At 44.1% G+C, this 16985-nt stretch carries 18 protein-coding genes and 1 other annotated feature; all 18 genes read left to right on the forward strand.

The window, feature by feature from the left end:
- The first annotated feature begins 6 nt into the window (after positions 1–6).
- Positions 7–1284, forward strand: a complete 1278-nt coding sequence (ftsA, locus tag AAHB12_RS03010) for a cell division protein FtsA (RefSeq protein WP_129726874.1) — start codon at positions 7–9, stop codon at positions 1282–1284.
- 37 nt (positions 1285–1321) lie between these two features.
- Entirely contained in the window at positions 1322–2497 is a 1176-nt protein-coding gene (ftsZ, locus tag AAHB12_RS03015; protein WP_342044255.1) for a cell division protein FtsZ, read from the forward strand.
- Positions 2498–2887: 390 nt separating this feature from the next.
- Positions 2888–3805 (forward strand): sigma-E processing peptidase SpoIIGA, encoded by a 918-nt coding sequence (spoIIGA, locus tag AAHB12_RS03020; protein WP_129726872.1) that lies wholly within the window; start codon positions 2888–2890, stop codon positions 3803–3805.
- A 23-nt stretch (positions 3806–3828) separates the two neighbouring features.
- A complete protein-coding gene (gene sigE / locus AAHB12_RS03025; protein ID WP_129726871.1) occupies positions 3829–4548 on the forward strand; it encodes an RNA polymerase sporulation sigma factor SigE in 720 nt (239 codons plus the stop codon).
- Between the two features lie 76 nt (positions 4549–4624).
- On the forward strand, positions 4625–5404 hold the full coding sequence (gene sigG, locus AAHB12_RS03030) for an RNA polymerase sporulation sigma factor SigG (protein ID WP_129726870.1): 780 nt from the start codon (positions 4625–4627) through the stop codon (positions 5402–5404).
- 119 nt (positions 5405–5523) lie between these two features.
- The gene (locus AAHB12_RS03035; protein ID WP_342044258.1) at positions 5524–5802 is read left to right on the forward strand and encodes a YlmC/YmxH family sporulation protein; all 279 of its coding nucleotides are present in this window, start codon (positions 5524–5526) and stop codon (positions 5800–5802) included.
- A gap of 259 nt (positions 5803–6061) precedes the next feature.
- Positions 6062–6868, forward strand: coding sequence for a peptidoglycan editing factor PgeF (pgeF, locus tag AAHB12_RS03040; RefSeq protein ID WP_342044326.1), 807 nt, complete (start codon positions 6062–6064; stop codon positions 6866–6868).
- A 4-nt stretch (positions 6869–6872) separates the two neighbouring features.
- Positions 6873–7541: a YggS family pyridoxal phosphate-dependent enzyme gene (locus AAHB12_RS03045; protein WP_342044259.1), complete on the forward strand. Its 669-nt coding sequence runs from the start codon at positions 6873–6875 to the stop codon at positions 7539–7541.
- Positions 7542–7554: 13 nt separating this feature from the next.
- On the forward strand, positions 7555–8001 hold the full coding sequence (locus AAHB12_RS03050) for a cell division protein SepF (RefSeq protein WP_129726867.1): 447 nt from the start codon (positions 7555–7557) through the stop codon (positions 7999–8001).
- A gap of 5 nt (positions 8002–8006) precedes the next feature.
- The gene (locus AAHB12_RS03055) at positions 8007–8270 is read left to right on the forward strand and encodes a YggT family protein (RefSeq protein WP_342044260.1); all 264 of its coding nucleotides are present in this window, start codon (positions 8007–8009) and stop codon (positions 8268–8270) included.
- Between the two features lie 13 nt (positions 8271–8283).
- Positions 8284–9057 carry a YlmH family RNA-binding protein gene (locus AAHB12_RS03060; RefSeq protein WP_342044261.1) on the forward strand — a complete coding sequence of 258 codons (774 nt, stop codon included), beginning with the start codon at positions 8284–8286 and terminating at the stop codon, positions 9055–9057.
- Between the two features lie 85 nt (positions 9058–9142).
- On the forward strand, positions 9143–9646 hold the full coding sequence (locus AAHB12_RS03065) for a DivIVA domain-containing protein (protein ID WP_342044262.1): 504 nt from the start codon (positions 9143–9145) through the stop codon (positions 9644–9646).
- 50 nt (positions 9647–9696) lie between these two features.
- Positions 9697–9917 (forward strand) — a binding site (T-box leader).
- A gap of 56 nt (positions 9918–9973) precedes the next feature.
- Complete coding sequence (gene ileS, locus AAHB12_RS03070) at positions 9974–12739, forward strand: isoleucine--tRNA ligase (protein ID WP_342044264.1); 2766 nt, start codon at positions 9974–9976, stop codon at positions 12737–12739.
- A 176-nt stretch (positions 12740–12915) separates the two neighbouring features.
- A complete protein-coding gene (locus AAHB12_RS03075; protein WP_129727060.1) occupies positions 12916–13209 on the forward strand; it encodes a TraR/DksA family transcriptional regulator in 294 nt (97 codons plus the stop codon).
- 126 nt (positions 13210–13335) lie between these two features.
- Positions 13336–13794 (forward strand): signal peptidase II, encoded by a 459-nt coding sequence (gene lspA / locus AAHB12_RS03080; protein ID WP_129726862.1) that lies wholly within the window; start codon positions 13336–13338, stop codon positions 13792–13794.
- An 8-nt stretch (positions 13795–13802) separates the two neighbouring features.
- Positions 13803–14717 carry an RluA family pseudouridine synthase gene (locus AAHB12_RS03085; RefSeq protein ID WP_129726861.1) on the forward strand — a complete coding sequence of 305 codons (915 nt, stop codon included), beginning with the start codon at positions 13803–13805 and terminating at the stop codon, positions 14715–14717.
- Positions 14718–14921: 204 nt separating this feature from the next.
- Entirely contained in the window at positions 14922–15458 is a 537-nt protein-coding gene (pyrR, locus tag AAHB12_RS03090; protein WP_342044267.1) for a bifunctional pyr operon transcriptional regulator/uracil phosphoribosyltransferase PyrR, read from the forward strand.
- 139 nt (positions 15459–15597) lie between these two features.
- Complete coding sequence (locus tag AAHB12_RS03095) at positions 15598–16857, forward strand: solute carrier family 23 protein (protein WP_342044270.1); 1260 nt, start codon at positions 15598–15600, stop codon at positions 16855–16857.
- Positions 16858–16985 lie beyond the last annotated feature (128 nt).

Consider the following 16985-nt stretch of genomic DNA (forward strand, 5'->3'; position numbering starts at 1 on the left):
CAGGGTATGAACAGCAACGAAATATACGTAAGTCTTGACATCGGTACATCCAATGTTAAAGTCATTATCGGGGAAATGTCCCATGATGCTTTAAACATTATTGGTGTTGGAAATGGAAAATCGAACGGTTTAAAGAAAGGCTCCATTGTGGACATAGATGAAACTGTACAGTCGATTAAAAAAGCGGTTGAACAAGCAGAACGAATGGTAGGGATGCATATTGACCGTGTTGTTGTCGGAATTAGTGCAAATCAAGTACAGCTTCTTCCTTGTCACGGAGTGGTGGCTGTTTCAAATGAAAACCGTGAAATTGGAAGCGAAGATGTATTGCGTGTACTAGATGCCGCACAAGTCGTTGCAATTGCACCCGAGAGAGAAATTCTGGATATTGTGCCGCAGCAATTCACTGTGGACGGGCTAGATGAGATCAAAGATCCTAGAGGGATGATTGGTGTGCGCCTGGAAATGGATGGACTATTAATTACTGGTTCGAAGACGTTGCTACATAACTTGCTTCGTTGTGTAGAAAGAGCGGGGCTGGAAGTTGTGGATATTGGTTTACAGCCGCTCGCAGCAGCGAGTCTTGCTCTTTCTAAGGACGAAAGAAATATGGGGGTAGCATTGGTTGACATTGGTGGCGGTTCTACGACTTTGGCTGTATTTCAAGATGGTGAGCTAAAGGCGACTAGCGTTTTGCCAATCGGTGGGGATCATATTACCAAAGATATTGCAATTGGCTTAAAAACATCTACGGAGCATGCAGAAAGAATAAAGCATAAGCATGGTCATGCCTATTATCATACAGCATCGGAAGACGACATGTTTGCAGTATCCGTGATGGGAAGCGATCAGACAGAGCAGTTCGCTCAGGCTGATTTAGCGGATGTTATTGAAGCGAGACTAGAGGAAATTCTTTTATTTGTTCAGCAGGAGCTGCGTAAGCTTGGCTTTAAGTCACTTCCTAGCGGATATGTGCTAACGGGCGGTGTTGTTTCGATGTCAGGCGTGTTAGAGCTTGCCCAGGATATCTTGCAGCATAACGTTCGAATTGCCACACCTGATTATATTGGAGTTCGTGAACCTCAATATACAACCGGGGTAGGGTTAATCAAGTACGCCTACCAAAAATCGAAGCTAAAAGGAAAAATGCCACAGCAGGAGCAGACGGAATATGATCGTCGTCCTCCTGCACCCGTGCAGCAGCAAGCTCTAAAGCAACAGCCACGGGAAGAAGAACGTGTTATGTCTAAGGTGAAAAAAGTATTCCGCTATTTATGGGATTAGACATGGAAAGAAAAATGAGGTTCTAGGGGGATTTTACATGTTAGAGTTTGATACTACGCAAGAATCAATGGCCAATATAAAAGTAATCGGTGTTGGAGGCGGCGGAAATAACGCTGTAAACCGTATGATTGAGCACGGTGTACAAGGCGTTGATTTTATCGCTGTTAATACAGATGCCCAGGCCCTTAATTTATCAAAAGCAGAAATTAGAATGCAAATTGGCGGAAAGCTTACAAGAGGACTAGGTGCTGGAGCGAATCCAGAGGTAGGAAAGAAAGCTGCTGAGGAAAGCAAAGAACAAATTCAAGAGGCGCTGCGCGGAGCGGACATGGTATTCGTAACAGCAGGAATGGGCGGCGGAACTGGTACAGGTGCTGCTCCCGTCATTGCGCAAGTGGCAAAGGAGCTTGGTGCGCTAACAGTAGGTGTTGTGACGCGCCCATTTACCTTTGAAGGTCGCAAGCGTGCAACACAAGCTGCTGCTGGAATCGCGGCTTTAAAGGAAAATGTTGATACACTTATCGTGATTCCGAATGACCGTTTGCTTGAAATCGTTGATAAGAACACGCCGATGCTTGAAGCGTTCCGCGAAGCGGATAACGTACTTCGTCAAGGGGTACAAGGTATCTCTGACTTAATTGCAGTACCTGGACTTATTAACCTGGATTTTGCAGACGTGAAAACAATTATGTCCAACAAAGGCTCCGCTCTCATGGGGATTGGTGTTGGGACAGGAGAAAGCCGTGCAGCAGAGGCAGCAAAGCGTGCGATTTCAAGTCCGCTCCTTGAGACGTCTATTGACGGCGCACAAGGTGTGTTAATGAACATTACAGGCGGAACGAACTTAAGCTTATACGAAGTGCAGGAGGCAGCCGATATCGTTGCATCTGCGTCCGATTTAGAAGTAAATATGATTTTTGGTTCTGTTATTAACGAGAACTTAAAGGATGAAATTGTTGTTACTGTTATTGCGACCGGCTTTGATGACTCCATTTCACTACAAATACCGCCAGCGAAACCATCGGCTCGTCCAGCTGTTAGCGGAGTGGCTCAGCATCAGCAGCAGCCAGCAGCTCCACAGCCGCCACAGCAACCAGTCAAACCGATGCGGGAAGTGAAGCGTGAGGAACCTGTTTATAACGACATTCCTCGTAATCCACAGGTAGAGGATTTAGATATTCCAGCGTTTTTACGAAATCGTCGCAGACGATAAAGAAAAGTGAATATGGACGATAGAAGCAGGCAAAAAGGCAAAGGGAACAAATCCCTTTGCCTTTACGCTTTAAGTGAGCAATGTTAGGAAGAACATATATGGACTTCACGAAAGCTATGCGTTTGATGTGAAACGTATTTGGCCGCAGAGGGCTAGAGCTTTTTTAATACTTTAAGAAAGTATAAATTTCTAGCTGAAAGACAATTCGACGTAGTGAGAAATTTTAGGGAAAAAGTATAAGTAGGGCTCGCCAGTCGGCGAGTTTTCTTTATGACTGACAGATTACGGGCAGAACTTGCAAAATAACAAAAAAATCACACGATGAATTGACAGACTTTTCCATTCTATTTGTTCTATACTAGTCTCAACCGACCAAAAAGAGGTGAGTACTTGGTTGTCTATGCAGATGCAATATGGCTTTTAAATTTTTGCATTGATTGTCTTCTGCTCATGTTAACCGCAGTTGTGCTGAAGAAACGTGTGAAAAAGCGGCGTTTGCTGCTTGGAGCATGTATTGCTTCTACGATTGTTATCTTTGCTTTTACTCCTTATGCAGCTACGATGACGCAGCCGCTGATGAAGCTGTTGTATTCTGTACTTATTGTATATGCAACTTTTGGATTCACGAAGATTCGCACCTTTGTACAAACGCTGCTCATGTTTTATTTTGTTACATTTATGGTCGGCGGTGGGCTTATCGGAGTGCATTTTTTTATGCAAAGCAATCAGCTAATGGGAGGAGTTATATCTGCAAGAAGTCTTTCGTTTGGTGATCCTATTAGTTGGACACTAGTTGTATTTGGGTTTCCTCTTATGTATTACTTCTCCAAAAAGAGAATCAGCGAGATTGAAGTGACAGAAATTCGCTATGACCAAATTGTCAAAGTAGAGATTGCCATAAATGGAGCAGCTCTACAGCTTAGCGGGTTGATTGACAGCGGTAACCAGCTATACGATCCTCTCACAAAAACACCAGTTATGATTCTAGAAGCTGCTTGTGCCACAGAGCTGTTTCCAGATTGGCTCCTTCAGCAGGCTCAGCTTAAACAGGCGCTGCCTGAGTGGAATGAGAAAGAACCAGAGTGGGCAACGCGTCTTCGCATTGTACCGTACCGTGTTGTCGGGCAAAATCATGGCTTTTTGCTCGCTGTGAAGCCGGATGAAGTTCGCATTTATAAGGGGAACGAACTTCTTCGCGTTACGCGTATTCTCATCGGTTTATCTGATACGAAGCTTTCATCCGACCACGAATATTCATGTATTTTGCATCCGAAAATGTTTGTATCTGCTGACATTGTGTCTGCGTAATACGATGATTAGGAGGAGGAAATATGGCGAGTATTAGGCTGAAACTGACATATCTCTTGTATAAAGTATTAAGAAAACTTGGAATTAAGACCGATGAAATTTACTATATCGGCGGAAGTGAAGCGCTGCCACCTCCTTTAACAAAAGAAGAGGAAGAAATGCTTCTTGAGAAGCTGCCAAAAGGTGATGAAACTGCCCGTGCGCTGCTGATTGAAAGAAATTTGCGTCTCGTTGTGTACATAGCGAGAAAGTTTGAAAATACAGGTATTAACATTGAGGATTTAATTAGTATCGGCACGATTGGGCTGATCAAAGCGGTCAATACCTTTAATCCCGAGAAAAAGATTAAGCTCGCCACGTATGCTTCACGCTGTATTGAAAATGAAATTTTAATGCATTTAAGACGAAATAACAAAAATCGTTCCGAGGTGTCGTTTGATGAGCCGTTAAATATTGATTGGGACGGTAATGAGCTGCTGTTATCCGATGTACTTGGTACAGAGGATGATATTATTACAAAGGACTTAGAAGCCAATGTGAATCGGCATTTGCTTCTAAAGGCATTGCATCAGCTCAATGACAGAGAAAAGCAAATTATGGAGCTTCGCTTTGGCCTAGATGGCAGTGAAGAAAAAACACAAAAGGATGTTGCCGATATGCTTGGCATCTCACAATCGTATATTTCTCGCTTGGAAAAGCGCATTATTAAACGCCTTCGCAAGGAATTCAATAAAATGGTCTAGTATAGCTTGTGCATAAAATTCCCTCCTAAGGAGATACTTTACACTGTACAGCAACTCCCAGTAGGAGGGAAAGACAGTGACACGAAACAAAGTAGAAATTTGCGGTGTAGACACATCTAAACTTCCAGTACTGAAAAACGATGAAATGCGAAGGCTGTTTCAAGAAATGCAAGGCGGAGATAACAGCGCGAGAGAAAAATTGGTCAACGGCAACTTGCGGCTTGTCCTCAGTGTCATTCAGCGATTTAACAACAGAGGAGAGTTTGTTGACGATCTGTTCCAAGTCGGATGCATTGGACTCATGAAGTCGATTGATAACTTTGACTTGAGTCAAAACGTTAAATTTTCAACGTATGCTGTACCGATGATTATCGGAGAAATCCGAAGATATTTACGCGATAACAACCCGATTCGCGTGTCGCGTTCGCTGAGAGACATCGCCTATAAAGCGCTGCAGGTAAGAGAAAAGCTCATGGCAGAAAACTCCAAAGAGCCGACTGCGATGGATATTGCTGAGGTGCTTGGTGTAACGCATGAAGAAATTGTGTTTGCTCTAGATGCTATTCAAGATCCTGTTTCATTATTTGAGCCTATCTACAATGATGGTGGCGATCCTATTTTTGTGATGGACCAGCTTAGCGATGACAGGCAGCGTGATGAGCAATGGGTAGAGGAGCTTGCTTTAAAAGAGGGAATGAAGAGGCTGAACGATCGAGAGAAAATGATTATTCGCAAGCGATTTTTCCAAGGGAAAACACAAATGGAGGTCGCTGAGGAAATTGGAATATCGCAGGCGCAAGTCTCTCGTTTGGAGAAAAGTGCTATTAAACAAATGAATAAGACGATTCAAGGATAAGAGCCCGCCAATTTGGCGGGCTCTTCTTACTTTTTGACAAAGAACACATTCTCTATCTTTCTTCACCTTCTACCTGCTTCTTTCTCATCATATATTAAATATAAAAGGAGAGGATGCCCATGATTCGTATATCGGAGTTTCAGCTAAAAGATGTTGTGAATGTATCAGATGGAAGGAAGCTGGGGAATATTGGGGATATTGACATCGACCTTCATACAGGGAAGATTCAAGCGGTAATTATTGCAAAGCCAGGAAGAGGTCTTGGCTTGTTTGGAAAAGGTGAAGAAATTGTTGTACCGTGGAAGCATATTGTGAAAATTGGGGAGGATGTTATTTTGGTGCGCGCTTCTAACAGCGAGTCATCGCCAAGCCCAATACAAACAACGACACTTTCATGAAATTTATTACAAATTGTTCTTTTTTTTTATGTTATCCTTATGGAAAAATAAAAGTATGGTAAAATAGACAACAAGTACCATAAATTTTATGCCAGTAAGATGTGTTAGCTTTACGCTACTTAGATAAGACGATTATGATAAGAAAAGGAGGAAGTGCAGGAGAAGTGTTGGCGAAGGCCAACGAATATTCCTCCCCCGCTTGCTTATTGGGCTACGCCCTTCACAGATTTTGAGGTAAGGGTCTCCTGTGCGAATATTGATGAACCAAGAGCCGTTTCAATACAGAGAAGAAATGCTGCATCTAGCTGGATGGGAAGATGTAATAGCCGGGTTTACAACGCGTGAGGGCGGTGTAAGCAATGGATACTTCTCCTCCCTGAATCTAGGGCTGCATGTGGGAGATGAGGAAGCTGCGGTGCATGAGAATCGGCGCATCCTTGCTTCCCGCCTGCATTTCCCATTACATACGTGGATTTGCTCCGAGCAAGTGCATGACAACAAGGTGGAAAGAGTTGGCGATGCTGAGCGCGGAAAAGGCGTATATTCCTACGCGGACGGTGTGCCGGGTACAGATGGCATATATACAAAGGAATCCGGCGTTTTTCTTACATCCTGTTACGCGGATTGCGTCCCTCTCTACTTTTATGCACCAAAGCATCAGTTGATAGGTCTGGCGCATGCGGGATGGAAGGGAACTGCAAAGGGAATTGCACGTGAAATGCTTCGGAAATGGCAGCAGGATGAAGGGGTTTCCCCTTCTGACGTGCTTGCGGCTATCGGTCCGTCGATTGGCGGATGCTGCTATGTTGTTGATGACCGTGTGCTTGAAGAAATGAAGCTGCAGCTGCAAGGAGCTGTTCCGCATCGGATGATTTCAAAGGGGCAATATGCGCTGGATTTAAAAGAAATCAACCGTCTGATTTTCTTGCAGGAAGGACTCAAGGAGAAGAATATTGCTGTTTCTTCGTTTTGTACGAGCTGCGAGGAGGCACTCTTTTTCTCGCATCGCCGCGATCAGGGGAAAACAGGCCGTATGCTTAGTTTTATTGGGTTTAAGGAGGTTTAGGCAGTTGACAGTACAAGAGAATTACATGCGTGTCAAACAGAATATTGAAGAGGCCTGCAAACGGTCAGGTCGCTCTATAGAGGATGTAACCGTTGTAGCGGTAACAAAAACAGTAGGAATTGAGAAAACAAGGGAGGTGCTTGCAAGCGGGATTGAGCATCTTGGCGAAAATCGAAATGAAGGATTTTTGCCGAAATATGAAGTGATTGGAGCGGATGCCGTTTGGCACTTCATCGGATCCCTTCAAACGCGAAAGGTAAAGGATATAATCAATCAAATTCATTATTTGCATTCGCTTGATCGTATCTCGCTTGCACAGGAGATCCAAAAGCGGGCTGAGCACCGCATCTCTTGCTTCGTACAGGTGAAAACATCGAATGAAGAAACAAAGCAGGGGCTTGAGCCAAATGAGCTGCTGCCATTTATTCAGGAACTTGCCTCTTTTGATCGCATACATGTTGTAGGGCTGATGACAATGGCTCCTCATACTAGTGATGAAGAAGAAATCCGAACATGCTTCCAAATGCTCAAGAAGCTGCAGCAAGATGTACAAGCGTTAGATATGCCGCATGCCCCTTGCAGAGAATTATCAATGGGTATGTCTAATGATTATGCCATCGCAGTAGAAGAGGGAGCGACATATATCCGCTTAGGAACAATTTTAGTAGGATAAAGGGGGAAAAGTTATGAGTTGGACAAAGGTCAAAGATTTCTTCTTTGACACACCGGAGGAACAAGAAGCACGGATTTTGTATGAGGGAGAGAGAGAGCGATCTATGGACGAAGATATCCAGCTGCCAAAAGCGCCGCAAAAACAAAATGTAGTAAGTATTGAGAAGGCGAAGCAGGGTGCTAAGGTAGTACTGCTTGAGCCGCGCACTTATGCTGAGGCACAGGCTATCGCCGACCATTTAAAAGGACGCCGTGCCGTTGTGATGAATCTGCAGCGTATGCCGACGGATCAGGCGCTTCGGATGGTGGACTTTATGAGCGGTACAGTGTACGCAATCGGCGGTGATATTCAAAAATTGGGTGTGAGAACCTTTTTATGTACACCGGACAATGTAGATATTCTTGGATCAATTTCCGAATTGCTCGGTGAGTCAGAAGAATCCAACAATAAAAGGTGGTAAGCATCATGAGCGTTGTGTTGAATGCTTTGTTTTTACTATTTGATATCTATTACTACGCTTTAATCGTATATATTTTACTTTCTTGGCTGCCGGGTGCACGAGACTCAAGTTTTGGACACTTTTTGGCTCGCATTTGCGATCCGTATTTAGAGCCGTTTCGCCGCTTCATTCCACCGCTTGGCATGATTGATATTTCACCAATTGTAGCCATCCTTATTTTACGCTTTGCGAAAATTGGTTTGGCTCGTTTAGTAGAGATGATCTTGTAATTGGGAGAATACTATGAGCATTTATAATCATTTTCGCGCTGAAGAGGCCGTCCTTGTTGATCAAGCATTGGAGTGGAAAGAGGCGGCTGAGCAGTATCATAAAATGAAATTGACGGATTTTCTTGATCCGCGTGAGCAGCAAATTCTGTCTGTTATCATTGGCAGTCAATCAGATGCCGCTGTGCAATTCTTTGGTGCGTTTGAACAAGCCGAACGAAAGAGAGCGCTTATTTATCCGTCCTATATCCAGCCTGACCCCCAGGAATTTCAAGTGGAAACGCTTGAAATTTCATATGCATCTAAATTCCATACGATTGAGCATCGACAAGTACTCGGGGCACTTATGTCCCTTGGTATGAAGCGGGGGAAGTACGGCGATATTGTTTTGCAGCAGGAACGGATTCAACTGGCCGTAGCGCAAGAGGTGACAGAGTATATTCGCCTGAATTTACAAGCTGTCGGGAAGGCGGCTATTTCGTTATCACTCGTTTCGTCAGAGAATATTTTACATCAGCAGGAGGAATGGCTGGAGAAATCAGGTACTGTATCTTCCATGCGTCTAGATGTTCTAATTGCTGAAATATTTAATCTGTCCAGACAGAAAGTTTCTCCGCTCATTAAAAACGGCCTTGTCAAGGTGAATTGGAAGGTTGTAGAGCAGCCCTCATATGAGTGCTATGCAGGAGATGCCTTTTCTGTCCGGGGATACGGGCGGGGGAAGCTGTTGTCGGTAGACGGAAAATCAAAACGCGATAAATGGAGAATCTTATACGGACTGCGAAAATAAGCGGGCTGCGGGAAGGAAACACTTTTGTTTTGTCGAACACATATATCAAACTGTATTTTTAGATGACTACTTGGAGGTGGCATAGGTGCCTTTAACACCGTTAGATATTCATAACAAAGAATTTGGCCGCGGCTTTCGCGGTTATGATGAGGATGAAGTAAACGAATTTTTAGACCAGGTTATTAAGGACTACGAGCTGGTTCTCCGCGAGAAAAAAATGTTAGAGGAAAAGGCGGCAGATTTGGAGCAACGTATTCATCATTTCTCCTCCATTGAAGACACGCTAAATAAATCCATTTTAATTGCGCAGGAAGCGGCGGAAGAGGTCAAGCGGAATGCACAAAAAGAGGCAAAGCTTATCATTCGCGAGGCGGAAAAAAATGCGGATCGCATTATTAATGAAGCGCTTGTCAAGTCAAGAAAGGTTTCTTTTGATATTGAGGAATTGAAAAAGCAATCGAAGGTGTTTCGCACACGTTTTCGCATGCTGTTAGAAGCGCAGCTCGATATGCTTAGCAATGATGATTGGGATCAGCTGATGGAGCTTGAGGAATCTCAATTGTTAAAGCGTGAAGAAGCATCCTTGTAAGCTTGACGTTTTCACGAGAATTACATATAATTCAATAACAAATAGTATCGATAAATACGGAGATAGGGACAAGTACTTTTTTACATCCTTACATAGCGAACTGGGGAAGGTGAGAGCCCGGTTAAGGAGAAAAAAGGAATATCACCCTGGAGTTCCGCGCTGAACCAATCAGTAAGCGCAGGCGTGCATTCGCGTTACGAATATGAAGTGGATACAGGCATACGTCTGTATTTATAAGGGTGGTACCGCGGGAGACCTTCTCGTCCCTTTTTGGGGATGAGGAGGTCTTTTTTTTGTGCCTATTTCTAAAATATTAGGAGGATTACTATGGAGTATAAAGACACATTATTAATGCCGCAAACAGATTTTCCGATGCGCGGCAATTTGCCGAAGCGCGAGCCGGATGTCCAGGCGAAATGGGCTGATATGAACATTTACGAAAAGGTGCAAGAGCGTACGAAGGATCGTCCGCTATTTGTACTGCATGATGGACCGCCGTATGCAAATGGTGACATCCATATGGGTCACGCATTAAACAAGGTGTTAAAGGATTTTATCGTTCGCTATAAATCAATGAGCGGCTATAACGCACCGTATGTTCCAGGCTGGGATACGCATGGACTTCCGATTGAGCAGGCGTTAACGAATAAAGGCGTAAAGCGCAAGGAAATGACAATTGCCGAGTTCCGTAAGCTCTGTGAAGAATATGCGTATGAGCAAGTCGATCGTCAGCGCCAGCAGTTCCTTCGCCTAGGTGTTCGCGGTGACTGGTGGAATCCGTACATCACATTAAAGCCGGAATATGAAGCGCAGCAGATTAAAGTATTCGGTGATATGGCGAAAAAGGGCTATATTTATAAGGGCTTAAAGCCAGTATACTGGTCTCCGACAAGCGAATCAGCACTAGCTGAAGCTGAAATTGAGTATAAGGATAAAAAATCTCCTTCCATTTACGTAGCATTTGATGTGAAGGATGGAAAAGGCGTGCTAGAGGGCGATGAGAAGTTTGTCATTTGGACGACAACGCCATGGACCATTCCGGCGAACCTTGGTATTTCCATCCATCCGGAGTTAGACTATAGCGTAGTGAAAGCTGGCGGTGCGAAATATATTATTGCTTCGGCGCTACTAGAGTCTGTGGCAAATACAATCGGTTGGGAAAACCCTGAGGTTGTTAGAACATTAAAGGGAAGCGAAATGGAGTATATTGTAGCGAAGCATCCGCTGTATGGCCGTGATTCCCTCATTATGCTTGGGGAGCATGTTACAACAGATGCGGGTACGGGCTGCGTACACACGGCGCCGGGCCACGGGGAAGATGACTTTATTGTTGGTCAAAAATATGGTCTGGATGTGCTATGTCCGGTTGATGACAAAGGCTGCATGACTAAGGATGCGCCAGGCTTTGAAGGGCTGTTTTATGAAGAGGCAAATAAACCAATCGGCCAAAAGCTGGAAGAGGTGGGAGCGTTACTGAAGCTAAGCTTTATTACACACTCCTATCCGCATGATTGGAGAACGAAAAAGCCAATCATTTTCCGGGCGACGGCACAGTGGTTTGCGTCTATTGCTGCGTTCCGCGGTGAATTGCTGCAGGCTGTAGAGGAAACAAAATGGGTACCGGCATGGGGAGAAACACGCCTGTATAATATGGTGCGTGATCGCGGTGATTGGTGTATTTCCCGTCAACGTGCATGGGGTGTTCCAATTCCGGTATTTTATGCAGAAAATGACGAAGCTATCATTACAGATGAGACAATTCAACATGTAGCTGCTCTTTTCCGTGATCATGGTTCAAACGTATGGTTCCAGCGCGAAGCAAAAGATTTGCTTCCAGAAGGCTTTACACATCCAGGCAGCCCGAACGGCCGCTTCCGTAAAGAAACGGATATTATGGATGTTTGGTTTGACTCCGGTTCTTCTCATCAGGCTGTACTAGAAGAGCGTGATGATCTGCAGCGTCCAGCAGACTTGTATTTAGAGGGCTCTGACCAATATCGCGGCTGGTTTAACTCCTCCTTGTCAACTGCAGTGGCAGTAACAGGAAAAGCACCGTATAAAGGTGTATTGAGTCATGGTTTTGTCTTAGACGGAGAAGGCCGCAAAATGAGTAAATCCATTGGAAACGTCGTAGTTCCGCAAAAGATTATGGATCAATTGGGCGGGGATATTCTTCGTTTATGGGTTGCGTCCGTTGATTATCAATCCGACGTACGTATTTCTAATGATATCTTAAAGCAGGTTGCAGAAGTATACCGCAAAATCCGTAATACGTTCCGTTTCTTGCTTGGAAATCTATTTGATTTCAAGCCAAGTCAGCACGCAGTAAGCGTTGAGCAGCTTCGTGAAGTGGATCGCTATATGCTTGTGAAGCTCAACAACCTAATCAATAAAGTAAAAGGTGCGTACGAAACATACGATTTCGCAGGAATGTATCACGCGCTTCATAATTTCTGTACGATTGATTTAAGTGCGTTTTATCTAGATTTTGCTAAAGATATTTTATATATCGAGGGCACTGATAATAGCGATCGTCGTGCGATCCAAACGGTATTATACGAGGTGCTTGTGGCATTAACGAAGCTCGTTTCCCCTGTTTTACCGCATACTGCTGATGAAGTATGGGAGTATGTGCCTGAGGTAAGCGAGGAAAGCGTCCAGCTCACGGATATGCCGGAAGCGGTGGAAGTGGCAAATGCTGAAGGACTGCAAAGCAAGTGGGATGCGTTTTTAAGTTTACGCGATGATGTGTTAAAGGCGCTTGAGGAGGCGCGTAACGCAAAAATTATTGGTAAATCACTAAACGCAAGCATCACCTTGTATCCAACAAAGGAAATGCATGCGTTGCTCGCATCGATTCAAGAGGATGTGAAGCAGTTGTTTATCGTATCTGGATTCCAGGTTGCGGGAACAATTGAGGAAGCACCAGCTGAAGCACATAAATACGAGCACACTGCTGTTATTGTAAAGCAGGCAGAAGGCGAAACGTGTGAACGCTGCTGGACTGTTTCTACGGAAGTAGGCCAAGACAACGAGCATCCGACTCTATGTCTGCGCTGTGCGACTGTTGTCAAAGAAAACTATGTGAAGTAAAAAAAGGGGATTAACTCATCTGCGTATGGGTTAATCCCTTTTTGTACCTTATAGGAAAAACTTGTACCTTGTAAGAGCGGACTTTTCGGACAAACTAAAGCTACGTTAAACGGTGATGGAGGGATGACAGCGTGAATATTGCAACATACTTTGAAATTAAGTATGAGCTTGAGTTGATGAAACGCGAGTTAAAGGCACGGCTAAAACAGGAACAAAACCGTTTATACAGGATGGAAACAAGCGAGGAATATGGCCTAGTAATGTCTGAAGAGGAAGCGAAACGAAAAACACTGCTGCACCATATTCAAGAGGATTTAAAGGACGTAGAGCGGGCTTTATTGAAAATGGAAATAGGAATGTATGGTGTTTGTGAGGAAACAGGAAAGCTTCTGCCGCTAGAGCAGCTCCGGATTATGCCCACAGCACGAACAGCTAATGAACTTTTATATGAACGCTTAAAAACAGTATAGGGAAAAATGACATTGTTATTATATACGTTGTGTTACATTTTATTCCCCGGATGAAGCCATTCATTGTGAAATGCTTAGACGTATGCTACACTTTTGAAGTATACTGTCATGGCGGGGGAAAGAAGAATGATATATTATTTAATGGCGCTAGTTGTACTAGCAATCGATCAGTTCACAAAATGGCTCATCGTAAAAAATATGGAGCTGGGTGAGAGCATTCCGATCATTGATAATGTGCTGTACATAACGTCTCACCGAAATCGTGGAGCTGCATGGGGAATGTTACAAAATCAAATGTGGTTCTTCTATATCATCACAGTCGTTTTTGTAATTGGGGTTATCTATTATATACAAAAGTACGGGAAGCGGGACAAGTTTTTAGGATTGGCGCTGGCGCTCATTTTAGGCGGAGCAATCGGAAATTTCATCGATCGTGTATGGCGGAAAGAGGTAGTGGATTTTATCCACACGTATATTTTTTCTTACAACTTTCCGGTGTTTAATGTCGCTGATTCCGCGCTTTGCATTGGGGTGGCGCTCATCCTGATTCAAACGCTGCTTGAAGGCAAGAAAGCGAAGGAGTAGAAAAAAGTATGCAAGAGGTTGTAGAGCAAAAGGTAACAGACGAGCAGAATAAAGAGAGAATTGATAAGATTGTTGCGGGCATGAACGCGGAATGGTCACGTTCGCAAGTGCAGCAATGGATTAAAGACGGAGTTGTCACTGTTAATGGGCAAGCCGTGAAAGGAAATTATAAAGCGAAAACAGGAGATGACATTACTGTTACAGTGCCGGAGCCAGAGGTGCTTGACGTATTACCAGAGCCAATGGATCTGGAGATTTATTATGAGGATCGTGATGTGCTTGTTGTGAACAAGCCGCGCGGTATGGTCGTGCATCCGGCGCCAGGTCATGTAACGGGCACGCTTGTAAATGGCTTAATGTATCATTGTCAAGACTTGTCGGGCATTAATGGGGTGATGCGCCCAGGAATTGTGCATCGCATTGATAAGGATACATCTGGCTTACTAATGGTTGCAAAAAACGATATGGCGCACGAGTCACTTGTGAACCAGCTTGTAGCAAAGACGGTCACAAGACGATACAAAGCGATTGTGCACGGGGTAATCGCGCATGATACGGGAACAATTGACGCGCCGATTGGTCGTGATAAAGTAGACCGTCAAAGCATGACAATTGATGAAAATGGCAAGCACGCCGTTACACATTTTCGCGTTCTCGAGCGCTTTAAGGATTTTACGTATGTAGAATGTCAACTTGAAACGGGACGAACACATCAAATTCGCGTTCATATGAAATATATCGGTTATCCGCTTGCGGGAGACCCGAAATATGGTCCAAAGAAAACACTTGATATTGATGGTCAAGCGCTTCATGCTGGTATTTTAGGCTTTACTCATCCTCGAACAGAGGAGTACATAGAGTTTGAAGCACCTCTTCCACAAGATTTCGCACATCTGCTTGAATATTTGCATCGATTATCTTGACAGGTTAAAGAAATATTGAGATAATGTTAGCAACTTAATAAGTCCTTTAACGCAGCCCCGTGAGGTTGAGAAGGAGACGGTTTGAAAGAAATAGGGTGATGTATGCCCTTTTTCGAAGGTCCTCTTGCGCACGCGGCGAGAGGACCTTTTTTTTGTAGAAAAACGATAGTTTCCTGACGATAACAGCCTAGGGGTGAAACAAAAGTGACGGAAAAAGCGGTTGTATTGGATGAACAAATGGTTCGTCGCGCTTTAACACGCATTAGCCATGAAATTGTAGAGCGCAATAAAGGAATAGAGGAGCTTGTTCTCGTTGGCATTAAAACGAGAGGAATTTTTCTAGCAAAACGTTTGGCACAGCGGATTGAGCAATTTGAGGGAAAAGCAGTTGCGATTGGGGAACTAGATATCACGTTGTATCGTGATGATTTGACGCTTCAACAAGATAACGATCCACTCGTGAAGGGTTCAGACATTCCCATCGATATTACCAATAAAAAAGTCGTGCTCGTAGATGATGTACTATATACGGGCAGAACAGTACGCGCTGCAATGGACGCACTTATGGATATAGGAAGACCTTCACAAATTCAATTGGCAGTGCTTGTCGATCGCGGTCACCGCGAATTGCCGATTCGCGCCGATTATGTCGGCAAAAACATTCCAACATCCAGCGAGGAGCGGATAGTTGTAGCTCTGAGCGAAGTGGATATAGAAGATAAAGTGAGTATATACTACTAGTAATGCCCTTTTAAAAGCAGTCCTGTGAGACTGTCAAAGGGTCTTTGCTTCCGTATGCCTTGTACGCGCATATGGATGTACGGGACTCTTTGTGTAACGGACGCAAAGAGTTTTTTTATTGAGGAGGATTTCTGTTTTTATGCAAAAACCAGCACTTGACATCCATGAAATACCGAGTCCAGGAAAGTGGTTCTTACTAAGCATTCAGCACTTATTTGCCATGTTTGGCTCAACAGTTCTCGTCCCTTTCCTAACAGGACTAGATCCAGCAATTGCCCTGATTACAAGCGGGATTGGAACGCTTACCTTCATCTTAATTACAAAAGGACAAATGCCTTCGTATCTAGGTTCATCCTTTGCGTTTATCGCGCCGATTATTGCAGCAAAAGCATCCGGAGGGCCAGGAGCCGCGATGATGGGAGCCTTTCTAGCGGGACTTGTCTACTCCATTGTTGCTATTATCATTAAAAGGTTGGGCTCCGGCTGGATAATGAAGCTGTTGCCGTCCGTTGTTGTAGGTCCCGTCATTATGGTAATCGGGCTTGGGCTTGCAGCTACAGCAGTTAATATGGCGATGAATGACGCAGACGGAAAATACAGTTTAACAAACTTTTCAGTTGCTCTCGTAACACTTGCCATTACAATTACATTCTCCATTTTCGGAAGAGGCTTTTTTAGCATCATCCCTGTTCTGCTAGGCATTATCGGCGGATACGCATTCGCCTATACACAAGGTCTCGTAGATTTTCAAAAAGTAATTGATGCAAAATGGTTTACGGTACCAGATTTTACAATTCCATTTTTAACATATACACCGGGAATTTCCTGGACTATTATTCTTCTGATGGTTCCAGTAGCGGTTGTAACAATATCGGAGCATATCGGACACCAAATTGTCCTTGGCAATGTAATAAACCGTGATTTGTTTCAAAAGCCAGGCCTGCACCGTTCCTTACTAGGTGATGGAGTAGCGACAATGCTGGCCTCTCTTCTTGGAGGACCGCCGAGCGTTACATACGGCGAAAACATTGGTGTACTCGCGATCACACGTGCATACAGCGTATATTTATTCGTGGGTTCGGCAGTAATGGCAATCGTATTCGGGTTTGTGGGGAAAATTTCCGCGCTTATTAGCACGATTCCGACACCGGTTATGGGCGGTGTATCGATCCTCTTATTCGGAATTATCGCATCAAGCGGCTTGCGGACAATGATTGACGATAAAATAGATTTTGGCGAAAAACGCAACCTAGTGATTGCTTCTGTCATTCTTGTTCTTGGAATTGGTGGAGCAGTGATTCATATCGGCCAATCGTTCCAAGTAGAGGGCATGGCACTTTCCGCGATTATTGGTGTGCTTTTAAACCTTGTTCTCCCCGAGGCAAAAAAGGGAGAGTAATCCAATACAAAAAAATAGCATAATCACCTTTTAAGGAAGTCCCGTGAGACTTGAAAGGGTGTAAAAAATGGTTGAACTTTTTACACCCTAGTCTCAAAAAGGCTAGGGTATTTTTATTCACATATTGT

This window comes from Bacillus sp. OTU530 (assembly GCF_038440375.1).

Coding starts and splice junctions, on each gene's coding strand:
- AAHB12_RS03075 (WP_129727060.1), top strand. CDS start 12,916: ATGAAACGCGAGTTAAAGGCACGGCTAAAACAGGAACAAAACCGTTTA.
- AAHB12_RS03050 (WP_129726867.1), top strand. CDS start 7,555: ATGAGTTGGACAAAGGTCAAAGATTTCTTCTTTGACACACCGGAGGAA.
- AAHB12_RS03055 (WP_342044260.1), top strand. CDS start 8,007: ATGAGCGTTGTGTTGAATGCTTTGTTTTTACTATTTGATATCTATTAC.
- AAHB12_RS03085 (WP_129726861.1), top strand. CDS start 13,803: ATGCAAGAGGTTGTAGAGCAAAAGGTAACAGACGAGCAGAATAAAGAG.
- ileS (WP_342044264.1), top strand. CDS start 9,974: ATGGAGTATAAAGACACATTATTAATGCCGCAAACAGATTTTCCGATG.
- ftsA (WP_129726874.1), top strand. CDS start 7: ATGAACAGCAACGAAATATACGTAAGTCTTGACATCGGTACATCCAAT.
- lspA (WP_129726862.1), top strand. CDS start 13,336: ATGATATATTATTTAATGGCGCTAGTTGTACTAGCAATCGATCAGTTC.
- AAHB12_RS03060 (WP_342044261.1), top strand. CDS start 8,284: ATGAGCATTTATAATCATTTTCGCGCTGAAGAGGCCGTCCTTGTTGAT.
- AAHB12_RS03035 (WP_342044258.1), top strand. CDS start 5,524: ATGATTCGTATATCGGAGTTTCAGCTAAAAGATGTTGTGAATGTATCA.
- AAHB12_RS03095 (WP_342044270.1), top strand. CDS start 15,598: ATGCAAAAACCAGCACTTGACATCCATGAAATACCGAGTCCAGGAAAG.
- sigE (WP_129726871.1), top strand. CDS start 3,829: ATGGCGAGTATTAGGCTGAAACTGACATATCTCTTGTATAAAGTATTA.
- ftsZ (WP_342044255.1), top strand. CDS start 1,322: ATGTTAGAGTTTGATACTACGCAAGAATCAATGGCCAATATAAAAGTA.
- pgeF (WP_342044326.1), top strand. CDS start 6,062: ATGAACCAAGAGCCGTTTCAATACAGAGAAGAAATGCTGCATCTAGCT.